The sequence below is a fragment of the Mycolicibacterium flavescens genome (genome assembly GCF_001722335.1).
Classification (GTDB): Bacteria; Actinomycetota; Actinomycetes; order Mycobacteriales; family Mycobacteriaceae; genus Mycobacterium; species Mycobacterium flavescens.
The window spans coordinates 1-16,526 of record NZ_MIHA01000008.1 but is presented as its reverse complement, the minus strand read 5'-3'; the positions used below and the strand labels follow the sequence as shown (position 1 = coordinate 16,526).

The following is a 16,526-nucleotide window of genomic DNA, read 5'->3' as shown; positions in this document are numbered from 1 at the left end:
CGACATGACGCAGACCACCCAGGCGAGCAGCCCGCATCTGCGGCCGCACACCGCCGACCTGAACCGACTGCTGGCCGGTGAGCACCACGACCCGCACTCGGTACTCGGTGCGCACGAATACGACGACCACACCGTGATCCGCGCCTACCGACCGCACGCGCTCAAGGTGATCGCGTTGATCGGCGGCGAACACCACGAGTTCCAGCACATCGAGGCCGGGCTCTTCGCGGTCGCGCTGCCGTTCACCGGTCTCGCGGACTACCGCCTCGAGGTGCACTACCCGGACGGCGTGCACACCGTGGCCGACGCGTACCGCTTCCTACCCACTCTCGGCGAGGTGGACCTGCACCTGTTCGCCGAGGGCAGGCACGAACGGCTGTGGGAGATCCTCGGTGCGCATCCGCGCCGCTACACCACGCCCGACGGTGTGGTCGACGGGGTGTCGTTCGCGGTGTGGGCACCGAATGCCAAGGGCGTCAGCCTGATCGGCGAGTTCAACCACTGGGACGGCAACGAAGCCCAGATGAGGGTGCTGGGCTCGACCGGGGTGTGGGAGGTGTTCTGGCCCGGCTTCGAGATCGGCGGGCTCTACAAATTCCGCATCCACGGTGCGGACGGCTCGGTCAGCGAGCGCGCCGACCCGATGGCGTTCGCCACCGAGGTTCCGCCCAAGACCGCGTCGAAGGTCACCAAGAGCGAATACACCTGGGAGGACCAGGACTGGATGGCCCGGCGGGCCAGCCAGAACCCGGTGTTCGAGCCGATGAGCACCCTCGAAGTGCATCTGATGTCGTGGCGGCCGGGGCTGACCTACCGCGAACTGGCCACCCAACTCACCGAGTACGTCGTCGAGAACGGCTTCACCCACGTCGAGTTGATGCCGGTGGCCGAGCACCCGTTCGGCGGCTCGTGGGGGTACCAGGTGACGTCGTACTACGCGCCGACGTCGCGGCTGGGCACCCCGGACGAGTTCCGCCATCTGGTCGATACGCTGCATCAGGCCGGCATCGGCGTGATCATCGACTGGGTGCCCGCGCACTTCCCGAAGGACGCCTGGGCGCTCGGCCGTTTCGACGGCACCGCGCTCTACGAGCACTCCGATCCGCGTCGGGGTGAGCAACTCGACTGGGGCACTTACGTGTTCGACTTCGGCCGGGCCGAGGTGCGCAACTTCCTGGTCGCCAACGCGTTGTACTGGCTGCAGGAGTATCACATCGACGGCCTGCGGGTGGATGCGGTCGCCTCGATGCTGTATCTGGACTACTCGCGCCCGGAGGGCGGGTGGACACCGAACATCTACGGCGGTCGCGAGAACCTCGAGGCCGTGCAGTTCCTGCAGGAGATGAACGCGACCGTGCACAAGGCGGCGCCGGGCATCGTCACGGTCGCCGAGGAGTCCACCTCGTGGCCCGGTGTGACCCGGCCGACGAACCTTGGCGGCCTTGGCTTCTCGATGAAGTGGAACATGGGCTGGATGAACGACACGCTGGAGTTCGTCAAGCGTGACCCGATCCACCGCAGCTATCACCACCACGAGATCACGTTCTCGATGTTGTACGCGTTCAGCGAGAACTTCGTGCTGCCGATCAGCCACGACGAGGTCGTGCACGGCAAGGGCACGCTGTGGGGCCGCATGCCCGGTGACGACCACCGCAAGGCCGCCGGACTGCGCGGGCTGCTGGCCTACCAGTGGGCCCATCCCGGTAAGCAACTGCTGTTCATGGGCCAGGAGTTCGGGCAGCGGGCCGAGTGGTCCGAGGAGCGCGGCGTCGACTGGTATCAGCTCGACGAGAACGGCTTCTCGACCGGCATTTTGCGCATGGTGCGGGACATGAACGCGATCTACCAAAGCAGGCGGGCGTTGTGGTCGCAGGACACCCGCCCCGACGGCTACTCGTGGATCGACGCCAACGACTCGGCCAACAACGTGCTGAGCTTCCTGCGCTACGGCGACGACGGGTCGGTGCTCGCGTGCGTGTTCAACTTCTCGGGCTCCGAGCACAGCCGCTACCGGTTGGGGCTGCCGCACGCCGGCACCTGGCGCGAGGTGCTCAACACCGACGCCGACATCTACAACGGGTCGGGCATCGGTAACTACGGCGCCGTCGAGGCCACCGAGGAGCCCTGGCACGGCCGGCCCGCGTCGGCGGTCATGGTGCTGCCGCCGCTGGCCGCCCTGTGGTTCGAGTACGAGCCCCACTGATAGCGCCGGGTGGCAGTGCCGCCGAAACCGACGAAATGGCGGAAAAACGCGCCGGAAACCCGCCAATTCGTCGGCTTCGATGAATCAGTAGAGCGCGTTGGCCAGCTTGCGCCGGCCCGCGATCACCTCGGGGTCGGCGGGGTCGAACAGGTCGAACAACTCGATCAGCCGCGTGCGGACCTTCGTGCGGTCATCGCCTGCGGTGCGTTGCACCAACCGGATCAGGCGGTCGAAGGCCTCGCCGACCTGCTGCTGCAGGATCTCGACGTCGGCCGCGGCGAACGCCATCTCGATGTCATCGGGTGCGGCGTCGGCGGCGATTATCGCGCCGGGCGCGCGTGTGGTGGCCCGCTGCAGGAACGCGATCTGACGCACGGCGCCCTTGGCCTCGGCGTGGTTCGGGTTGGCGTCGAGGATGGCCTGATACGCCGCGTGGGCGGCATCGAACTCGCCGGCGTCCAGATGCGAACGGGCTTGCGCGAGTGCGGGATCGACCTGTTCGGGCTCCTCCCCCTCGCCCGCACCGGGCAGCTTGCCTGCGACCGCGTTGAGCAGGGAGTCGATCCAGCGGCGCAGCTGCTCGGGAGGCTGCATGCCCTGGAAGCTCGACAGCGGCTGTCCGGCGGCCAGCGCGACCACCGTCGGCACCGCCTGCACACCGAACATCTGCGCCACCCGGGCCGCGACGTCGACGTTGACCGTCGCCAGCGACCACTTGCCGGCGTCGGCGCTGGCCAGCGCGGCCAGCGCGTCGCCCAGCTGGACGCTGGGTTCGCTGCGCGGCGACCACAGCAGCACGACGACCGGGACCTGGTTGGACCGGACCAGCACCTCGTCTTCGAGGTTGGCCTCGGTCACCTCCACCGCGCCGGGCGGGGCGGACGCGGCGGACGCGCCACCGTCGCCCGTAGGCCGCTGTTTGAGGGCAGACAGATCAACCGCACCGGCCATAGAGGCCGCCATGGGAGGGCGTGGACGACTCACGCGCTCAATTTTGTCACGTCGTCTCCGGCACCGGCCCGCGCGGTTGCGACACCGCCGCCACCTCGCCCATCCGACCGGTGCGGTCGGCCCACATGAGGAAGATCACGCTGCCCAGCGGCACGATGCTGGCGACGATCGCCAGCAGCCAGGTACCCGCCGCCCACGCGAACGCGATCCCCGCCAGGAACGCGGCCACCACGAACGCCACGAAGACCGCGCCGTGGGCAGGCCCGAAGATCTTCACGCCGATCTCGGTGCGCGGCGTCCCGAGGTACTTGAAGTACATCCCGATCAGCAGTCCGACCCAGCTGACCGCTTCCAGCAGGGCGATGACACGGAACCGGCCGGCGACGGTCCGGAGATCGAAGGCGCTAGTCATGGCCGCCATTGTGCCCGAGGTCCGGATCGATTACTACATGCCGTCGTAGACCGCGGCGCTACGGCCGGCGCAGGATCAGCGCGTCGCCCTGACCGCCGGCACCGCACAACGCCGCCACCGCGTAGCCCGAACCGCGCCGCGCCAGCTCCAGCGCGGCGTGCAGGGTGATGCGCGCACCCGACATCCCGATCGGGTGACCGATCGCGATCGCGCCGCCGTTCACGTTGACCTTCTCCGGGTCGACACCGAGCTCCTTGGTCGACGCCAGCGACACCGCCGAGAACGCCTCGTTGATCTCGATGACGTCGAGCTGGTCAATCGAGATCTTCTCGCGCGCAACCGCCTTCTTGATGGCGTTGGCGGGCTGGCTCTGCAGCGTCGAGTCGGGTCCGGCGACCACGCCGTGCGCGCCGATCTCGCACAGCCACGTCAGGCCCAGCTCCTCGGCCTTGGTCTTGCTCATCACGACGACAGCACAGCCGCCGTCGGAGATCTGCGAGGCCGAACCCGCGGTGATGGTGCCGTCCTTGCGGAACGCCGGCTTGAGGCCGGCCAGCGACTCCGCGGTGGTGTTGGCACGGATGCCTTCGTCCTCGCCGAACTCCAGCGGGTCGCCCTTGCGCTGCGGGATGGACACCGGCACGACCTCGTCGGCGAAGACGCCGTCCTTCCACGCCGCGGCGGCCTTCTGGTGCGAGCGGGCCGCGAACTCGTCCTGCTCGGCGCGGGTGAACTGGTCCTCGTCGTTGCGCTGTTCGGTCAGCGCGCCCATCGGCTGATCGGTGAACACGTCGTGCAGGCCGTCGTAGGCCATGTGGTCGAGCACGGTGACGTCGCCGTACTTGTAGCCCGAGCGGCTGTTGACCAGCAGGTGCGGCGCCTGGGTCATCGACTCCTGGCCGCCGGCGACGACGACGTCGAACTCGCCGGCCCGGATCAGCTGGTCGGCCAGCGCGATCGCGTCGATACCGGACAGGCACATCTTGTTGATCGTCAGCGAGGGCACGTCCCAGCCGATGCCGGCGGCCACCGCGGCCTGACGGGCCGGCATCTGGCCCGCCCCGGCGGTCAGCACCTGGCCCATGATCACGTACTCGACGGCCGAGGCGTCGACGTTCGCCTTCTCCAGGGCACCTCTGATCGCGATGGCGCCGAGATCACTGCCCGAGAAGTCCTTCAGCGATCCCATGAGCTTGCCGACGGGCGTACGTGCTCCGGCGACGATTACCGATGTGGTCATTTAGGTCCTCTCGGGATTGGGTACACCACTGTGTGCCATGACACATTCCGCAAACATCTGTCTCAAGGTTACCGTTACGTTATGACCACTGAACACGTAGACGCTCGTCCAGCGCTCGCCAGCGCCCTGGTGACGGCGATCGACCACGTGGGGATCGCGGTGCCGGACCTGGATGCCGCGATCAAGTGGTACCACGACCACCTCGGCATGATCGTGCTGCACGAGGAGGTCAACGAGGAGCAGGGCGTCCGCGAAGCCATGCTCTCGGTGCGCGGCAGTGCCGTCGGCAGCGCGCAGATCCAGCTGATGTCGCCGCTGGACGAGACCTCGACCATCGCGAAGTTCATCGACAAGCGCGGCCCGGGCCTGCAGCAGCTCGCCTACCGCACCAGCGACATCGACGCGCTCAGCGAGCGCCTGCGCGCCGACGGTGTCCGGCTGCTCTACGACGAGCCGCGCCGGGGCACCGCGAACTCGCGGATCAACTTCATCCACCCCAAGGACGCCGGCGGCGTGCTCGTCGAACTGGTCGAGCCCGCCGAGGACCACTAGCACCACTGGCCCCCTAAGACCATCGCCGCGTCGGGCCGCGGGTGGCCCGGTGCGTCCAGCACGGGGTGTGCCAGTGCCGCCGCTCGTCGACGGCGTTCTCGCCCATGTCGGCCGGTAACACCACCAGATGCGCTGTCTGCGGCCGGATTTCGTGGTCACATCCGGGACAGCGGTAGGTTTTGACGGCCCGCGCCGCGGGCACCGGGCGGACTTCGTAGTCGTATCCGTCGGGCCCGGTCTCGACGCGCCGCGGCAGCGGCGGCGGTGGCCGGTGCGGCCGGCGCCTGCGGGCCATCAGAACAACCGGAACTCGGAGTCGTCCATCCCGCGCATCTTGTCGTAATCGAGCGTCACGCAGCGGATACCGCGGTCGGTGGCCAGTGTGCGGGCCTGCGGCTTGATCTGCTGGGCGGCGAAGACGCCCGCGACCGGTGCGAGCAGGGTGTCGCGGTTGAGCAGTTCGAGATAGCGGGTGAGCTGCTCGACCCCGTCGATCTCGCCGCGGCGCTTGATCTCCACCGCGACCGACCGGCCGTTCTCGTCGCGGCACAGCAGGTCGACCGGCCCGATTGCGGTCATGTACTCGCGGCGCACCAGGGTGTAGCCGGCGCCGAGCAGTTCGACGTGCTCGGCCAGCAGCTCCTGCAGGTGCGCTTCGACGCCGTCCTTGACCAGCCCGGGATCCACTCCGAGTTCGTGGCTGGAGTCGTGTTCGATGGATTCGACGGTGATCCGCAGTTGTTCACCGGCCTTGTTCTCGACCACCCAGACCGGCGTCGGTCCGGAGGTGTCCTCGGTGAGCCGGCACGGCGGCGTCATCCAGTTCAGTGGTTTGTAGGCGCGGTCGTCGGCGTGCACACTCACCGAACCGTCGGCCTTGATCAGCAGCAGACGCCGGGCCGAGGGCAGATGTGCGGTCAGACGTCCGACGTAGTCAACAGTGCACTGGGCGATCACGAGACGCACCCGACCACCTTAGGCGCCGTCGCGGCGATTTAGGCTCTAGGCACGATGACCGTCAAACGAAGCGTTGCGCATCGGCTGGGACGCGTCCTGGAGACGGTCACCCAGCAAAGCGGTCGGTTGTCCACCACCCCGGAGTACGGCGCGTGGGTGCTCGGCAAGGTCAGCGAGAGCCAGGTGCGCCGCCGAGTGCGGATACAGATCATCCTCACGTCGCTGATCCTGTTCACCAACTTCTGCGGCATCGTCGTCGCCACCGTGCTGGTGGCGTTCGTGTTCCCGACTCCCAGCGTGTTCTCCGACGTGCCGGCGTGGTTGACCTTCGGGGTCAGCCCGGCCTACATCGTGTTCGCCCTGGGCATCGGCATCTTCTGGGTCACCAGGAAGATCGTCAGGTCGCTGCGGTGGGCCATCGAGGAACGCAAACCGGACCGCACCAACCAGCACGACACGTTCGCCGCGCCGTGGCGGGTGGCCCGCACGGTGCTGGTGCTGTGGGGTGTGGGTGCGGCGCTGCTGACCACGCTCTACGGCCTGCACGACGGCGACTTCATCCCCCGGTTCCTGTTCGCGGTCAGCTTCCCGGGCATCGTGGTGGCCACTGCGTGCTACCTGATCACCGAGTTCGCGCTGCGGCCCGTCGCCGCGCAGGCGCTCGAGGCCGGCCCGCCGCCACGGCGGCTCACCGCCGGGATCATGGGCCGCACGATGCTGGTGTGGCTGCTCGGATCGGGCGTACCGGTGATGGGCATCGCGGTCACCGCGATCTTCGCTCTGGCACTGCGCAATCTGACGCCCACCCAGTTCGGGTTCGCCGTGCTCAGCATCGCCGCGGCGACGCTGGTGTTCGGCTTCGTGCTGATGTGGCTGCTGTCGTGGTTGACCGCGACGCCGGTGCGGGTGGTGCGCAGCGCGCTCAAACGCGTCGAGGACGGCGATCTGGACTGCAAGGTCGTCGTTTTCGACGGCACCGAACTGGGCGAGTTGCAGCGCGGGTTCAACAGAATGGTCGAAGGGCTCAAGGAGCGCGAACGCGTGCGTGACCTGTTCGGCCGCCACGTCGGCCGCGAGGTCGCCGCGGCAGCCGAGAAGCAGCGGCCCAAGCTCGGCGGCGAAGAGCGCCATGTCGCGGTGCTTTTCGTCGACATCATCGGATCCACCCAGTTGGTCACCACCAAGCGCGCGACCGAGGTCGTCGACCTGCTGAACCGGTTCTTCACGGTGATCGTCGAGGAGGTCGACCGTCACCACGGTTTCGTCAACAAGTTCGAGGGCGACGGTGCGCTGGCGGTGTTCGGCGCGCCCAACCGCCTGGACCGACCCGAGGACGAAGCGCTGGCGGCCGGCCGGGCGATCGCCCGTCGAATCCATGAGGAAGTGTCCGGCCTGGAAGCCGGGATCGGTGTGGCCGCCGGCGAAGCGGTCGCCGGAAACGTCGGCGCCAAGGAACGTTTCGAGTACACGGTGATCGGTGAACCGGTCAACGTAGCGGCCCGGCTCTGCGAGCTGGCCAAGGAGACCCCCGCACATCTGCTGGCCTGTTCGGACGCGGTGGCGGGGGCAGCCGAGGACGAGCGGGCGCACTGGACGAACGGCGAGTCGGTGATGCTGCGCGGGCACGACGAACCGACCCGCCTGGCGCTACCCGTCTGAGGCACGCAGCTGCGCGGCGGCGGCCAGCGCCTCGTCCAGCGTGGCGAACACGTGGACGGTCACCTCCGCGTCGGCCATCGCCGCGTCGGGGTCGACGATGTAACCGTCCTTGTCCAACCGCCGCAGCGACTCGCGCATCCCGGCGAGCATGCGCCGTGCGGCGTCGTCGATGTCATCGACGCGCGATATCTCCAGGATCGCCACGTCGAAGTCCACGCATTCGCGCTCCAATGTGCGCAGCACCCGCTCGGCCCCGGCGAACAGCAGGTCGCCGTGCAACTCGTAGACCCGCACACCGGACTCGACGTCGTAGGACGCGCGGATGGTCGAGCGCGACTCGCGCGGCACCGACAGAAAGTGCAGACCGAGGCTCTCCGACAACGACCGGCACACCCGCACACCGCGCACGCTGTGGCCCTTCTCGTCGAGAAGCGGTGAGTAGACCCCGATTCCGAGCTGGCCCGGCAGCACCGCCGCAATACCGCCTCCGACACCGCTTTTCGCGGGGAGCCCGACAGCGCTGACCCAGTCCCCCGCCGCGTCGTACATCCCGCAGGTCACCATCACGCTGAGCGTGCGCTGCACCACCGCCGGGTGCATGAGCCGCCGTCCGTGGCCGGGGTCGACACCGCCGCGGGCCAGGGTGGCCGCCATCCGGGCGAGGTCGGTGCTCGTCACCGTGATCGAGCACTGCCGGAAGTAGACGTCGAGGATCCGGTCGGGATCGCCGTCGAGCACGCCGAAACTCTGCAGCATGTAGGCGATCGCGCGGTTGCGGGCCCCGGTCGCCTTTTCCGAGGCGTAGACGTCCTCGTCGACGCTCAACTCGCGGCCTGCGCAGGCGGAGTAGAACTCGAGGATCCGCTCGAACCGGTCGTCGACTCCGGTGCCCGGGACCAGGGAGGCCGCCGTGATCGCGCCGGCGTTGATCATCGGGTTCTTCGGGATCTTGGTGCGTTCGTCGACGCTGATCTCGTTGAACGCCTCGCCGGACGGTTCGACGCCGATCTTCGCGTCGACGGCGTCGGCGCCGATGTGCTCGAGAGCCAACGCGTAGGTGAACGGCTTCGACACCGACTGGATCGTGAATTCGACTGCAGCGTCGCCCGATTCGTAGATGTATCCGTCGGCCAGCGACAGCGAAAGGCCGAACCGGTCGGGGTCGACGGTGGCGAGTTCGGGGATGTAGTCGGCCAACGCCCCGTCGCCGTCGTCGGCGTGTTCGGCACGAATCTGGTCCAGGTAGCGCTGCACCAGTTCGGCCATGGGTGAGATCCTAGGCGGGCACCCAGTTGCCGTGAAACCCGGCGGGTACCCGGTGCGGCAGCTTGATACTGGCCACGTCCTGCAGAGTCTGCGCGTCGAGGATGGCCAGCTCGCTGCGGTCGGTGCGCTTGTCGTAGACGTAACCCATCAACACCCCGTCGTCCTCGGCGGCGTCGGGGGCCGACGGCACGAACACAAACTCGCCGACGATCTTGCCGTCCCCGAACGAACGTGGCTCAGACCCGTTCCCGACGAAGTCGTGCTTGAGCAGCGTGTCGCTTCCCTCGCCGTTCGGGAAACCCGGTGTGTAACCGTAGCGATGACGTCTGCCGACGCGGCGCTCGTCGATGCGGGGGAACTCCTGGCCGCGGTCGTCGGTGCGCGACTCGCGCACCTTCCCGTCGGCCAGATCGACGGACCACCGGTCGAGTGTGGGTGGGCCCTCGTCGGGTCCGAGTAGGTTGGTGTCGAACATCTTCGGATGTCGCACGACGTCGATGACGACGGTGCCGGCTTCGTCGTAGGCGTTCATCGGGTGGAACACGTAGCACGGTTCGACGTCGAACCAGCGCACGTCGCCGTTGTCGCCGTCGCGCGGCATCACGCCGACGCGCGCCGGGTACTTCGGGTTCCACGAGTACGGGAACCGGCGGTCGCCCGACCCGCGGCGAGGTTGCCGCGCGGCGATCGGGTCCGGGATGCGGATCCGTCCGATCAACGCCGACAACAGAAGTCGAGCGGGCAACCGCAGCGCGCGCGGTACGCCCATCTGCACCATCTGGCGGGCGTCGAGCGTGACCGGCAAGTCGTAGAAGACGACGTGGTTCTCGGTCAGCGAGAAGTCGTGCATCATCGGCGCGCCGGTGACCTCGACGTCGACCACCCGCCGGGCCCGGCCGTCGAGGCCGATGACCGAGTACTGCACCGTGTTTCCGCCGTAGACGTTGTAGGACACGGCGTGCAGCTCACCGGTGACCGGATCGCGCTTGGGGTGCGCGGTGTAGCCGCCGGCGAGGGTGCCGTCGAAATCGCACGCGCCGACGGTGTCCAGCTCGTCGGTCAATTCCACGGCGGCGACGCCGGATTCGATCAGCGCCAGGGTCTTGCCGGCGTGGCCGACGACGTTGGTGTTGGCGCCGATGCCCGAGACCGGGAAGCGCCCGTTCGGAGGCTGCTCCCCCAGTGCGCGCGCGGTCTGCGGACCGCGCACCCAGCGGTTGCGGTACCACTCGGCCTTTCCGTCGCGAATCCGGATGCCGTGCACCATGCCGTCACCGACGAACCAGTGATAGAGCTCGGGGTCGAGTTCGCCGACCGGGTTCGGGCCGTTGCGTAGGTAACGGCCGTCCAGGTAGTCGGGGATCGTGCCGGTGACCGCGAGGTCGGTGAGCGTGAACTCCTCGGCGAGCGGCGCGAACGCGCCCTCCAGGTAACGGTTCGCCATGCCGCCTCCCTATAACAGCGTTATACCCGCCTTTGTATAACACCGTTATGGCACGATCGCAAGGGTGAGCGCGCGGGAGCAATTGGTCGAAGCCGGCATCGAGATCCTCGAGCGCGACGGCCCGGCCGCGCTGAGCGCCCGCAAGCTCGCCGCCGAGACCGGAACCTCGACAATGGCGGTCTACACGCATTTCGGGGGCATGTCCGGGCTGATCGAGGCGATCGCCAGCGCGGCGTTCATGCGGTTCACCAGCGCGTTGACCGTCGAGCAGACCGACGATCCGGTGGCCGACTTCTTCGTGATCGGCATGCGTTACCGCGAGTTCGCGCTGGCCAATCCGCAGCGTTACCAACTCATGTTCGGTACGTCGGCGGAGTCACTGAACCGCTTCCACGCCGACCTCACGGTCACCGGCAGCGCCAGCGCCCGCGCGGAGTGGGCGGTGTCGTTCGAGGCGCTGCTGTCCAGTGTCCGCCGGATGATCGCCGCGCGACGCATCCGCGACGACGGGGAGGCGGTGGTCGCCGGGCGGATGTGGAGCATCACCCACGGCGCGGTGCTGCTCGAGATGGCGGGGTTCTTCGGACGCGAGGGGCACGGCATGAGCCAGATCCTGGGCCCCCTGGTGGTCGACGCGTTGGTCGGCATGGGCGACGACCGGGAGAGGACCATGCAGTCGCTGACCGCCGCGGTGGCGATCGTGTACGGCGCGTAGCCGTCAGCTGGTCGGCGAGGTCGGCACGTTCACGGCGTGCCACCGGCAACCCGACGTGGCCGACAAGCCGCTCGCCGGCTTCGCCGACGTCAAAAGCGCTCTGCAGGAACAGTTCCCCGGCTGTGCTCAGTAGGACTCGAGTCGGATGGGCAGGTCGTCGGCGGGTGTGGGTCCGGTGCCCCAGGTGAGCGGCACCTGGTAGCCGGCGGGGACTTCCCACCGGAAGCGGCGCAGCATGTGGTGCATCACGGTCTTGACCGTCATGTCGGCGAACTGCTGGCCGATGCACTTGTGCGCACCCCCGCCGAACGGCGCGAACGCGTAGCGGCTGACCGCCGCCCGGTTCACGGCGTCGGTGAACCGGGTCGGGTCGAAGGTGTCGGGGTCGGGCCACCAGTCCGACAGCCGCATCGACGCGTGGACGCTGATCGCGATCTGGCTTGCGCGCGGGATGAAGTGGCCACAGATCTCGGTGTCGCGGATGGCCTGGCGGAACAACGTGCCTGCGGGGGCGTACATCCGCAGTACCTCCTTGAACGCGCCGTCGAGTAGCGGATAGTCCTCGAGATCCTCGAGTGTGGGTGACTCGACCGGGCGCGCCATCGCCTCCTCACGAAGGAGCTGCTGCCAGTGGGTGTTTCGGCCCAGTTCGTAGGCGAGCATCGACAACGCGATGGCTGTTGTGTCGTGCGCGGCCATCAGCAGGAAGATCATGTGGTTGACGATGTCGTCGTCGGTGAATCGTTGACCGTCCTCGGACTCGCTGCGGCACAACATCGAGAACAGGTCGGTGCCGTCGCCGTTGCGGCGCTGCGCGATCTGGTCGCCGAAGTAGCGCTCCAGGCGTTCGCGGGCCCGAAGTCCGCGCGCCCAGGTGCCACCGGGTACGTCCGCGCGGATGATCGCCTGCCCGCCGTGCACGGTGTGGTGGAAGTCGTCGATGAGTTGGTCGGACTCGGCGCCGAGTTCGGTGCCGACGAACACTTCGGCGGCCTGTTGCAGCAGCAGATGCTTGATCGACGGATAGACCGGGAACCGCGGCGCCGGGCGCCACGCCGCGAGCGCGCGGTCGACGCCGTCGGCTGTGGACGCGAGATACCGGTTGAGCGCGGTTCGCGTGAACGCCTGCTGCATGATGCGCCGGTGGTCGCGGTGTTCCTCGAAGTCCAGCAGCATGATGCCGCGGTGGAAGAACGGACCGATCACCGGTTGCCAGCCCCGCGTGCTGGACAGCGCCTTGTCGCGGTTGACCCACGCCGCTTCCAGCGCTTCGGGTCCCAGCAGCATGACGACGCGGAAGCCCACGCCGCCGGCCCACGACACCGGTCCGTATTCCGCGTACCGGCGGCGGGCGAACTCCAACGGGTCGACGAGGGTGGGCAGGACGTGGCCGAGAAATGGCATGCCGTAATTGCCCATGACAGGCGCGAGCCCGGACCCGGCGGGCGGCGGCGCCAAGGGCCGGTCGCGACTGGGCCACCGGTCACTGACCGCCGCGCCGATCTCTTGCAGGCGCCCCTGGAGCCGTTGCCGCGCGTCGGACAGTGCGGCCGGCGGCTCCATGAGGTTGAGCATCGGGCGATCCCTTCGACGACCATCTGGTACGTAACCGTGCCAGTTTTGTCGAAGCGTTGTCAATGGTGCGACGATCGGAGTCATGGCCTCGTCGTCACCGCGCAGCTACGGAGGTGTCTCCGGCGCGCAGCGTCAGCAGCAGCGTCGCTCGCGACTGCTCGAGGCCGCCCTGGAGGCGATGAGCCGCGACGAGTGGCGCGATGTGACCGTGGAACGACTGTGCGCCGACGCGGGCCTCAACAAGCGCTATTTCTACGAGAGTTTCACCGAGGTCGACGCGGTGGCCGGCGCGGTGATCGACGACATCGCCGCGACCGTGCGGGACGCCACCGTGGGCGCGGCCGTCGCTAATTTCGCGAAACCCGTTGACCAGCAGGCGTTTGCGTGTGTCACGGCGTTGGTGCACAGCCTCGTCGACGATCCGCGCCGGGCGCGGGTGCTGCTGGGCGGGGTGTCCGCGACCCCGGGTCTGCGCGCGCACCGCGTCGCGGTGATGCGCAGCCTCACCGATGTGCTCATCGAGCACGCGCGCACCGTGCACGGCGTCGAACTCGCGAAGGACCCGCTGGCGAAAGTGGCGCCGGCGTTTCTGGTCGGCGGCACCGCCGATGCGGTTCTGGCGTTCGTCGACGGCACTGCGGCGATCACCGTGGACGAGCTGATCGCGCAGCTGACCACGCTGTGGCTGATCACCGGCGACGGCGCTGCGGCCGTCGCCCGTGGACGTCTCGGCGAACCGTGAGTCAGCTGCCGCCCACCTCGGCGGGCAGGGGCGGCGGCAACGGCTTCTTCGGCGTCGACGTCGCCGGTGGCGGCGATGCGCCCGGCGAATTGCCGGACTGTGCCTGGTGGAAGTCGACCATCGACTCTTCGCGGATCACCCGGGCGCCGTCGCTGATTTCCAGGGAGTCCTCGGTCACGGTGTAGGTGATCCCGTCGTTCTCGGCCGTGTATCCGTCGCCGGACTGGGTGGCGGGCGCGATGAGCTTCGCGCCGTCCCGCATCCGCACCCCGCGGTACTGGTACTCGCCGTCGGCCGATTCACAGATGGCGACGCGCGAACCCGCAGTGCTGCCGAACACGACAACCTTGCTAGGCGCCGCGCATCGGGCGGTCGAGTCGACATAGCCCTGCGCATCGGAAGTCGGCGCAGCAGTGGCGGTCGGCGCGAGGAGCACCGAGCACGCCGCCGCAATACTGCCCACGGAAACGCTGAGAAACGCTCGAGTCACCATCAGCCCACGACACCACAGCCGCGGTGCGACTGCCCGGCCACGACGCCGGGGACGGTCGAATCGTTAGCCATCCGAAATATTTGCGTGGTGCCGACGACGATGTCGGTTTTCCGCCAGTGGTGTCGGTGGTCGCGTGTAATCGTTAGGGCGTGCACGACCATTTCGACCGCTGCTACCGGGCCGTCCAGTCCAAGGACTCCCGGTTCGACGGCTGGTTCGTCACCGCCGTGCTCACGACGAAGATCTACTGCCGGCCCAGCTGCCCGGTCCGGCCGCCGTACGCGCACAACATGCGGTTCTATCCCACGGCGGCGGCCGCGCAGAAGGCCGGTTTCCGGGCGTGCAAGCGCTGCCGCCCCGACGCCTCGCCCGGATCGCCGGAGTGGAATGTCCGCGGCGACGTCGTCGCGCGGGCGATGCGGCTGATCGCCGACGGCACCGTGGACCGGGAGGGGGTCACCGGCCTGGCCCTCCGCCTCGGGTACACCACCCGTCAGCTCGAGCGGCTGCTTCTGGCCGAGGTCGGGGCGAATCCGCTGGCGCTGGCCCGGGCACAGCGAGCGCAGACCGCCCGCGTGCTGATCGAGACCACCGACCTGCCGTTCAGCGACGTCGCGTTCGCGTCGGGCTTTTCCAGTATCCGGCAGTTCAACGACACAGTGCGGTCGGTGTCGGATCTGACCCCCACCGCGCTACGTCAGCGTGCCCGCACGAAGTTCGGTCAGTCCGATGCGGCATCGGGAGCGCTGGCGCTGCGGCTGGCGGTCCGCACACCGTTCGCCTACGAGGGGCTGTTCGGGCATCTCGCGGCCAGCGCGGTGCCCGGCGTCGAAGAGGTCCGCGACGGCGCCTACCGCCGCACACTACGACTGCAGTACGGCAACGGAATCGTCTCCCTGACACCCCAACCCGACCATGTGCAGTGCCGCATCCAGCTCGACGACTTCCGCGATCTGGCCGCCGCGATCGCGCGCTGCCGGCGCCTGCTCGACCTCGACGCCGATCCGGAGGCGGTTGTCGACGCGCTGGGCGCGGACACCGACCTCAAGGCGCTCGTCGCCAAGGCACCGGGACAACGCATACCGCGAACCGTCGACGAGCACGAACTCGCCGTGCGCGTGGTTCTCGGCCAGCAGGTCTCGGTCAAGGCGGCCCGCACCCACGCCGGACGGCTCGCCGCCGCGTACGGCCGGCCGATCACGGACGCCAACGGCGGTCTGACACATGTTTTCCCAGCGGTCGACCAACTCGCCGAGGTCGACCCGGTGCATCTGGCCTTCCCGAAGGCGCGACAGCGTTCACTGGCCGCGTTGATCCGCGCCATCGCCGACGGCGAGCTGCTCCTCGACCCGGGCTGCGACTGGAACACCGCCCGCGCGCAACTGCAGGCGCTGCCCGGGATCGGGCCCTGGACAGCGGAATTGATCGCTATGCGGGGACTCGGAGACCCGGATGCGTTTCCGGTCACCGACCTTGGGGTTCGGGTGGCGGCCAGACACCTCGGCCTGCCCGACGATCCGCGTGCGCTGACCGACCGTAGCGTGCGTTGGCGCCCGTGGCGCTCATACGCGACCCAGCATCTGTGGACCGCTCTGGATCACGCGGTCAACGACTGGCCACCGAAGGAGAAGTGATGGTGCACTTAATGTTTCGGACGATGGATAGTCCGGTCGGTCAGCTGACCCTGGCGGGAGAAGATGGCCGGCTGATGCACTTGCGGATGGTTGATCAGACCTACGAGCCAGCCCGTGACGGCTGGGTGGCAGATGACAGTGTCTTCGGCGACGCGGTTGAACAGCTGGACGCGTACTTCGCCGGCGACCTGACGGAGTTCACCCTGGACCTCGACATGATCGGAACGCTGTTTCAGCGCAAGGTATGGGCGGCGTTGTTGACGATCCCCTACGGCGAGACACGATCGTATGGCGAGATCGCGCGGCAGATCGGCGCACCGAGCGCCTTTCGCGCAGTCGGACTTGCCAACGGGCACAACCCGATCGGAATCATCGTCCCGTGCCATCGAGTGATCGGCTCGAACGGAAGTCTCACCGGTTACGGCGGCGGACTCGAACGCAAGCGAGCACTGCTGGATATGGAGCGAAGCCACATCTCTCAGGCGCTCACGCTGTTCGACTGAGCATCCAGCGGCACAAATGCCTGTGGCCCCCAACGGAGTTGGGGGCCACAGGGCTAATGTGTGTTCGGCGGTGTCCTACTTTTCCACCCGTGTTGGGCAGTATCATTGGCGCTGGCAGGCTTAGCTTCCGGGTTCGGGATGGGTCCGGGCGTTTCCCTGCCGCTATTGACCGCCGTAACT

16 protein-coding genes and 1 rRNA gene are annotated in these 16,526 nt (G+C 68.2%); 7 read left to right on the top strand and 10 right to left on the bottom strand.

The genetic code is table 11. The annotated features are described in order from the left end of the window. The first annotated feature begins 4 nt into the window (after window positions 1–4). A complete protein-coding gene (gene glgB, locus BHQ18_RS12445) occupies window positions 5–2,203 on the top strand; it encodes a 1,4-alpha-glucan branching protein GlgB (protein ID WP_069413933.1) in 2,199 nt (732 codons plus the stop codon). Window positions 2,204–2,287: 84 nt separating this feature from the next. On the opposite strand, the gene BHQ18_RS12440 is transcribed toward glgB, so the two are convergent. Genes BHQ18_RS12440 through BHQ18_RS12430 form a run of 3 tightly spaced genes read right to left on the bottom strand, consistent with a single transcriptional unit; the run spans window position 2,288 to window position 4,806 of the window. Next, window positions 2,288–3,187 carry a tetratricopeptide repeat protein gene (locus BHQ18_RS12440; protein WP_205866089.1) on the bottom strand — a complete coding sequence of 300 codons (900 nt, stop codon included), beginning with the start codon at window positions 3,185–3,187 and terminating at the stop codon, window positions 2,288–2,290. Between the two features lie 13 nt (window positions 3,188–3,200). Beyond that, entirely contained in the window at window positions 3,201–3,575 is a 375-nt protein-coding gene (locus BHQ18_RS12435) for a DUF3817 domain-containing protein (RefSeq protein WP_109789273.1), read from the bottom strand. Between the two features lie 49 nt (window positions 3,576–3,624). After that, window positions 3,625–4,806 carry an acetyl-CoA C-acetyltransferase gene (locus BHQ18_RS12430; RefSeq protein WP_069413931.1) on the bottom strand — a complete coding sequence of 394 codons (1,182 nt, stop codon included), beginning with the start codon at window positions 4,804–4,806 and terminating at the stop codon, window positions 3,625–3,627. An 81-nt stretch (window positions 4,807–4,887) separates the two neighbouring features. On the opposite strand from BHQ18_RS12430, the gene mce reads away from it, so the two are divergent. Beyond that, window positions 4,888–5,358, top strand: coding sequence for a methylmalonyl-CoA epimerase (mce, locus tag BHQ18_RS12425; protein WP_069413930.1), 471 nt, complete (start codon window positions 4,888–4,890; stop codon window positions 5,356–5,358). Between the two features lie 13 nt (window positions 5,359–5,371). On the opposite strand, the gene BHQ18_RS12420 is transcribed toward mce, so the two are convergent. Beyond that, window positions 5,372–5,653: an Rv1322 family protein gene (locus tag BHQ18_RS12420; protein WP_069413929.1), complete on the bottom strand. Its 282-nt coding sequence runs from the start codon at window positions 5,651–5,653 to the stop codon at window positions 5,372–5,374. Further along, window positions 5,653–6,324: an endonuclease NucS gene (nucS, locus tag BHQ18_RS12415; RefSeq protein WP_069413928.1), complete on the bottom strand. Its 672-nt coding sequence runs from the start codon at window positions 6,322–6,324 to the stop codon at window positions 5,653–5,655. Before nucS ends, BHQ18_RS12420 begins: the two co-directional genes overlap by 1 nt. A gap of 45 nt (window positions 6,325–6,369) precedes the next feature. Here nucS and BHQ18_RS12410 point away from each other — a divergent pair, with 45 nt between their 5' ends. Continuing rightward, a complete protein-coding gene (locus BHQ18_RS12410; RefSeq protein ID WP_069413927.1) occupies window positions 6,370–7,974 on the top strand; it encodes an adenylate/guanylate cyclase domain-containing protein in 1,605 nt (534 codons plus the stop codon). Here the strand turns inward: BHQ18_RS12410 and glsA are convergent. Beyond that, the gene (gene glsA, locus BHQ18_RS12405; RefSeq protein WP_069413926.1) at window positions 7,963–9,240 is read right to left on the bottom strand and encodes a glutaminase A; all 1,278 of its coding nucleotides are present in this window, start codon (window positions 9,238–9,240) and stop codon (window positions 7,963–7,965) included. The genes BHQ18_RS12410 and glsA overlap by 12 nt on opposite strands. Window positions 9,241–9,250: 10 nt before the next feature. Further along, window positions 9,251–10,684, bottom strand: a complete 1,434-nt coding sequence (locus BHQ18_RS12400; RefSeq protein WP_069413925.1) for a carotenoid oxygenase family protein — start codon at window positions 10,682–10,684, stop codon at window positions 9,251–9,253. Between the two features lie 64 nt (window positions 10,685–10,748). Here BHQ18_RS12400 and BHQ18_RS12395 point away from each other — a divergent pair, with 64 nt between their 5' ends. Continuing rightward, on the top strand, window positions 10,749–11,399 hold the full coding sequence (locus BHQ18_RS12395) for a TetR/AcrR family transcriptional regulator (protein ID WP_084294034.1): 651 nt from the start codon (window positions 10,749–10,751) through the stop codon (window positions 11,397–11,399). A gap of 126 nt (window positions 11,400–11,525) precedes the next feature. Here BHQ18_RS12395 and BHQ18_RS12390 read toward each other — a convergent pair whose 3' ends face one another. After that, window positions 11,526–12,962: a cytochrome P450 gene (locus BHQ18_RS12390; RefSeq protein ID WP_069414136.1), complete on the bottom strand. Its 1,437-nt coding sequence runs from the start codon at window positions 12,960–12,962 to the stop codon at window positions 11,526–11,528. Window positions 12,963–13,056: 94 nt separating this feature from the next. Here BHQ18_RS12390 and BHQ18_RS12385 point away from each other — a divergent pair, with 94 nt between their 5' ends. Then, window positions 13,057–13,716, top strand: coding sequence for a TetR/AcrR family transcriptional regulator (locus BHQ18_RS12385; protein WP_069413923.1), 660 nt, complete (start codon window positions 13,057–13,059; stop codon window positions 13,714–13,716). Window position 13,717: 1 nt separating this feature from the next. Here BHQ18_RS12385 and BHQ18_RS12380 read toward each other — a convergent pair whose 3' ends face one another. Next, complete coding sequence (locus BHQ18_RS12380) at window positions 13,718–14,209, bottom strand: hypothetical protein (RefSeq protein ID WP_069413922.1); 492 nt, start codon at window positions 14,207–14,209, stop codon at window positions 13,718–13,720. Window positions 14,210–14,358: 149 nt separating this feature from the next. Here BHQ18_RS12380 and BHQ18_RS12375 point away from each other — a divergent pair, with 149 nt between their 5' ends. Together BHQ18_RS12375 and BHQ18_RS12370 are read left to right on the top strand one after the other, a co-directional pair. Then, complete coding sequence (locus tag BHQ18_RS12375; protein WP_069413921.1) at window positions 14,359–15,843, top strand: DNA-3-methyladenine glycosylase 2 family protein; 1,485 nt, start codon at window positions 14,359–14,361, stop codon at window positions 15,841–15,843. Further along, window positions 15,843–16,346 (top strand): methylated-DNA--[protein]-cysteine S-methyltransferase, encoded by a 504-nt coding sequence (locus BHQ18_RS12370; protein ID WP_165614557.1) that lies wholly within the window; start codon window positions 15,843–15,845, stop codon window positions 16,344–16,346. Before BHQ18_RS12375 ends, BHQ18_RS12370 begins: the two co-directional genes overlap by 1 nt. Before the next feature lie 62 nt (window positions 16,347–16,408). Here the strand turns inward: BHQ18_RS12370 and rrf are convergent. After that, window positions 16,409–16,523 (bottom strand): 5S ribosomal RNA (gene rrf, locus BHQ18_RS12365). Window positions 16,524–16,526 lie beyond the last annotated feature (3 nt).

Bases quoted from the DNA above. Each gene is read 5' to 3' on its own strand.
- BHQ18_RS12435 (WP_109789273.1), bottom strand. From the start codon at position 3,575: ATGGCGGCCATGACTAGCGCCTTCGATCTCCGGACCGTCGCCGGCCGG.
- BHQ18_RS12380 (WP_069413922.1), bottom strand. From the start codon at position 14,209: ATGGTGACTCGAGCGTTTCTCAGCGTTTCCGTGGGCAGTATTGCGGCG.
- mce (WP_069413930.1), top strand. From the start codon at position 4,888: ATGACCACTGAACACGTAGACGCTCGTCCAGCGCTCGCCAGCGCCCTG.
- BHQ18_RS12390 (WP_069414136.1), bottom strand. From the start codon at position 12,962: ATGGAGCCGCCGGCCGCACTGTCCGACGCGCGGCAACGGCTCCAGGGG.
- BHQ18_RS12400 (WP_069413925.1), bottom strand. From the start codon at position 10,684: ATGGCGAACCGTTACCTGGAGGGCGCGTTCGCGCCGCTCGCCGAGGAG.
- BHQ18_RS12430 (WP_069413931.1), bottom strand. From the start codon at position 4,806: ATGACCACATCGGTAATCGTCGCCGGAGCACGTACGCCCGTCGGCAAG.
- BHQ18_RS12410 (WP_069413927.1), top strand. From the start codon at position 6,370: ATGACCGTCAAACGAAGCGTTGCGCATCGGCTGGGACGCGTCCTGGAG.
- glgB (WP_069413933.1), top strand. From the start codon at position 5: ATGACGCAGACCACCCAGGCGAGCAGCCCGCATCTGCGGCCGCACACC.
- BHQ18_RS12370 (WP_165614557.1), top strand. From the start codon at position 15,843: ATGGTGCACTTAATGTTTCGGACGATGGATAGTCCGGTCGGTCAGCTG.
- BHQ18_RS12385 (WP_069413923.1), top strand. From the start codon at position 13,057: ATGGCCTCGTCGTCACCGCGCAGCTACGGAGGTGTCTCCGGCGCGCAG.
- BHQ18_RS12420 (WP_069413929.1), bottom strand. From the start codon at position 5,653: ATGGCCCGCAGGCGCCGGCCGCACCGGCCACCGCCGCCGCTGCCGCGG.
- glsA (WP_069413926.1), bottom strand. From the start codon at position 9,240: ATGGCCGAACTGGTGCAGCGCTACCTGGACCAGATTCGTGCCGAACAC.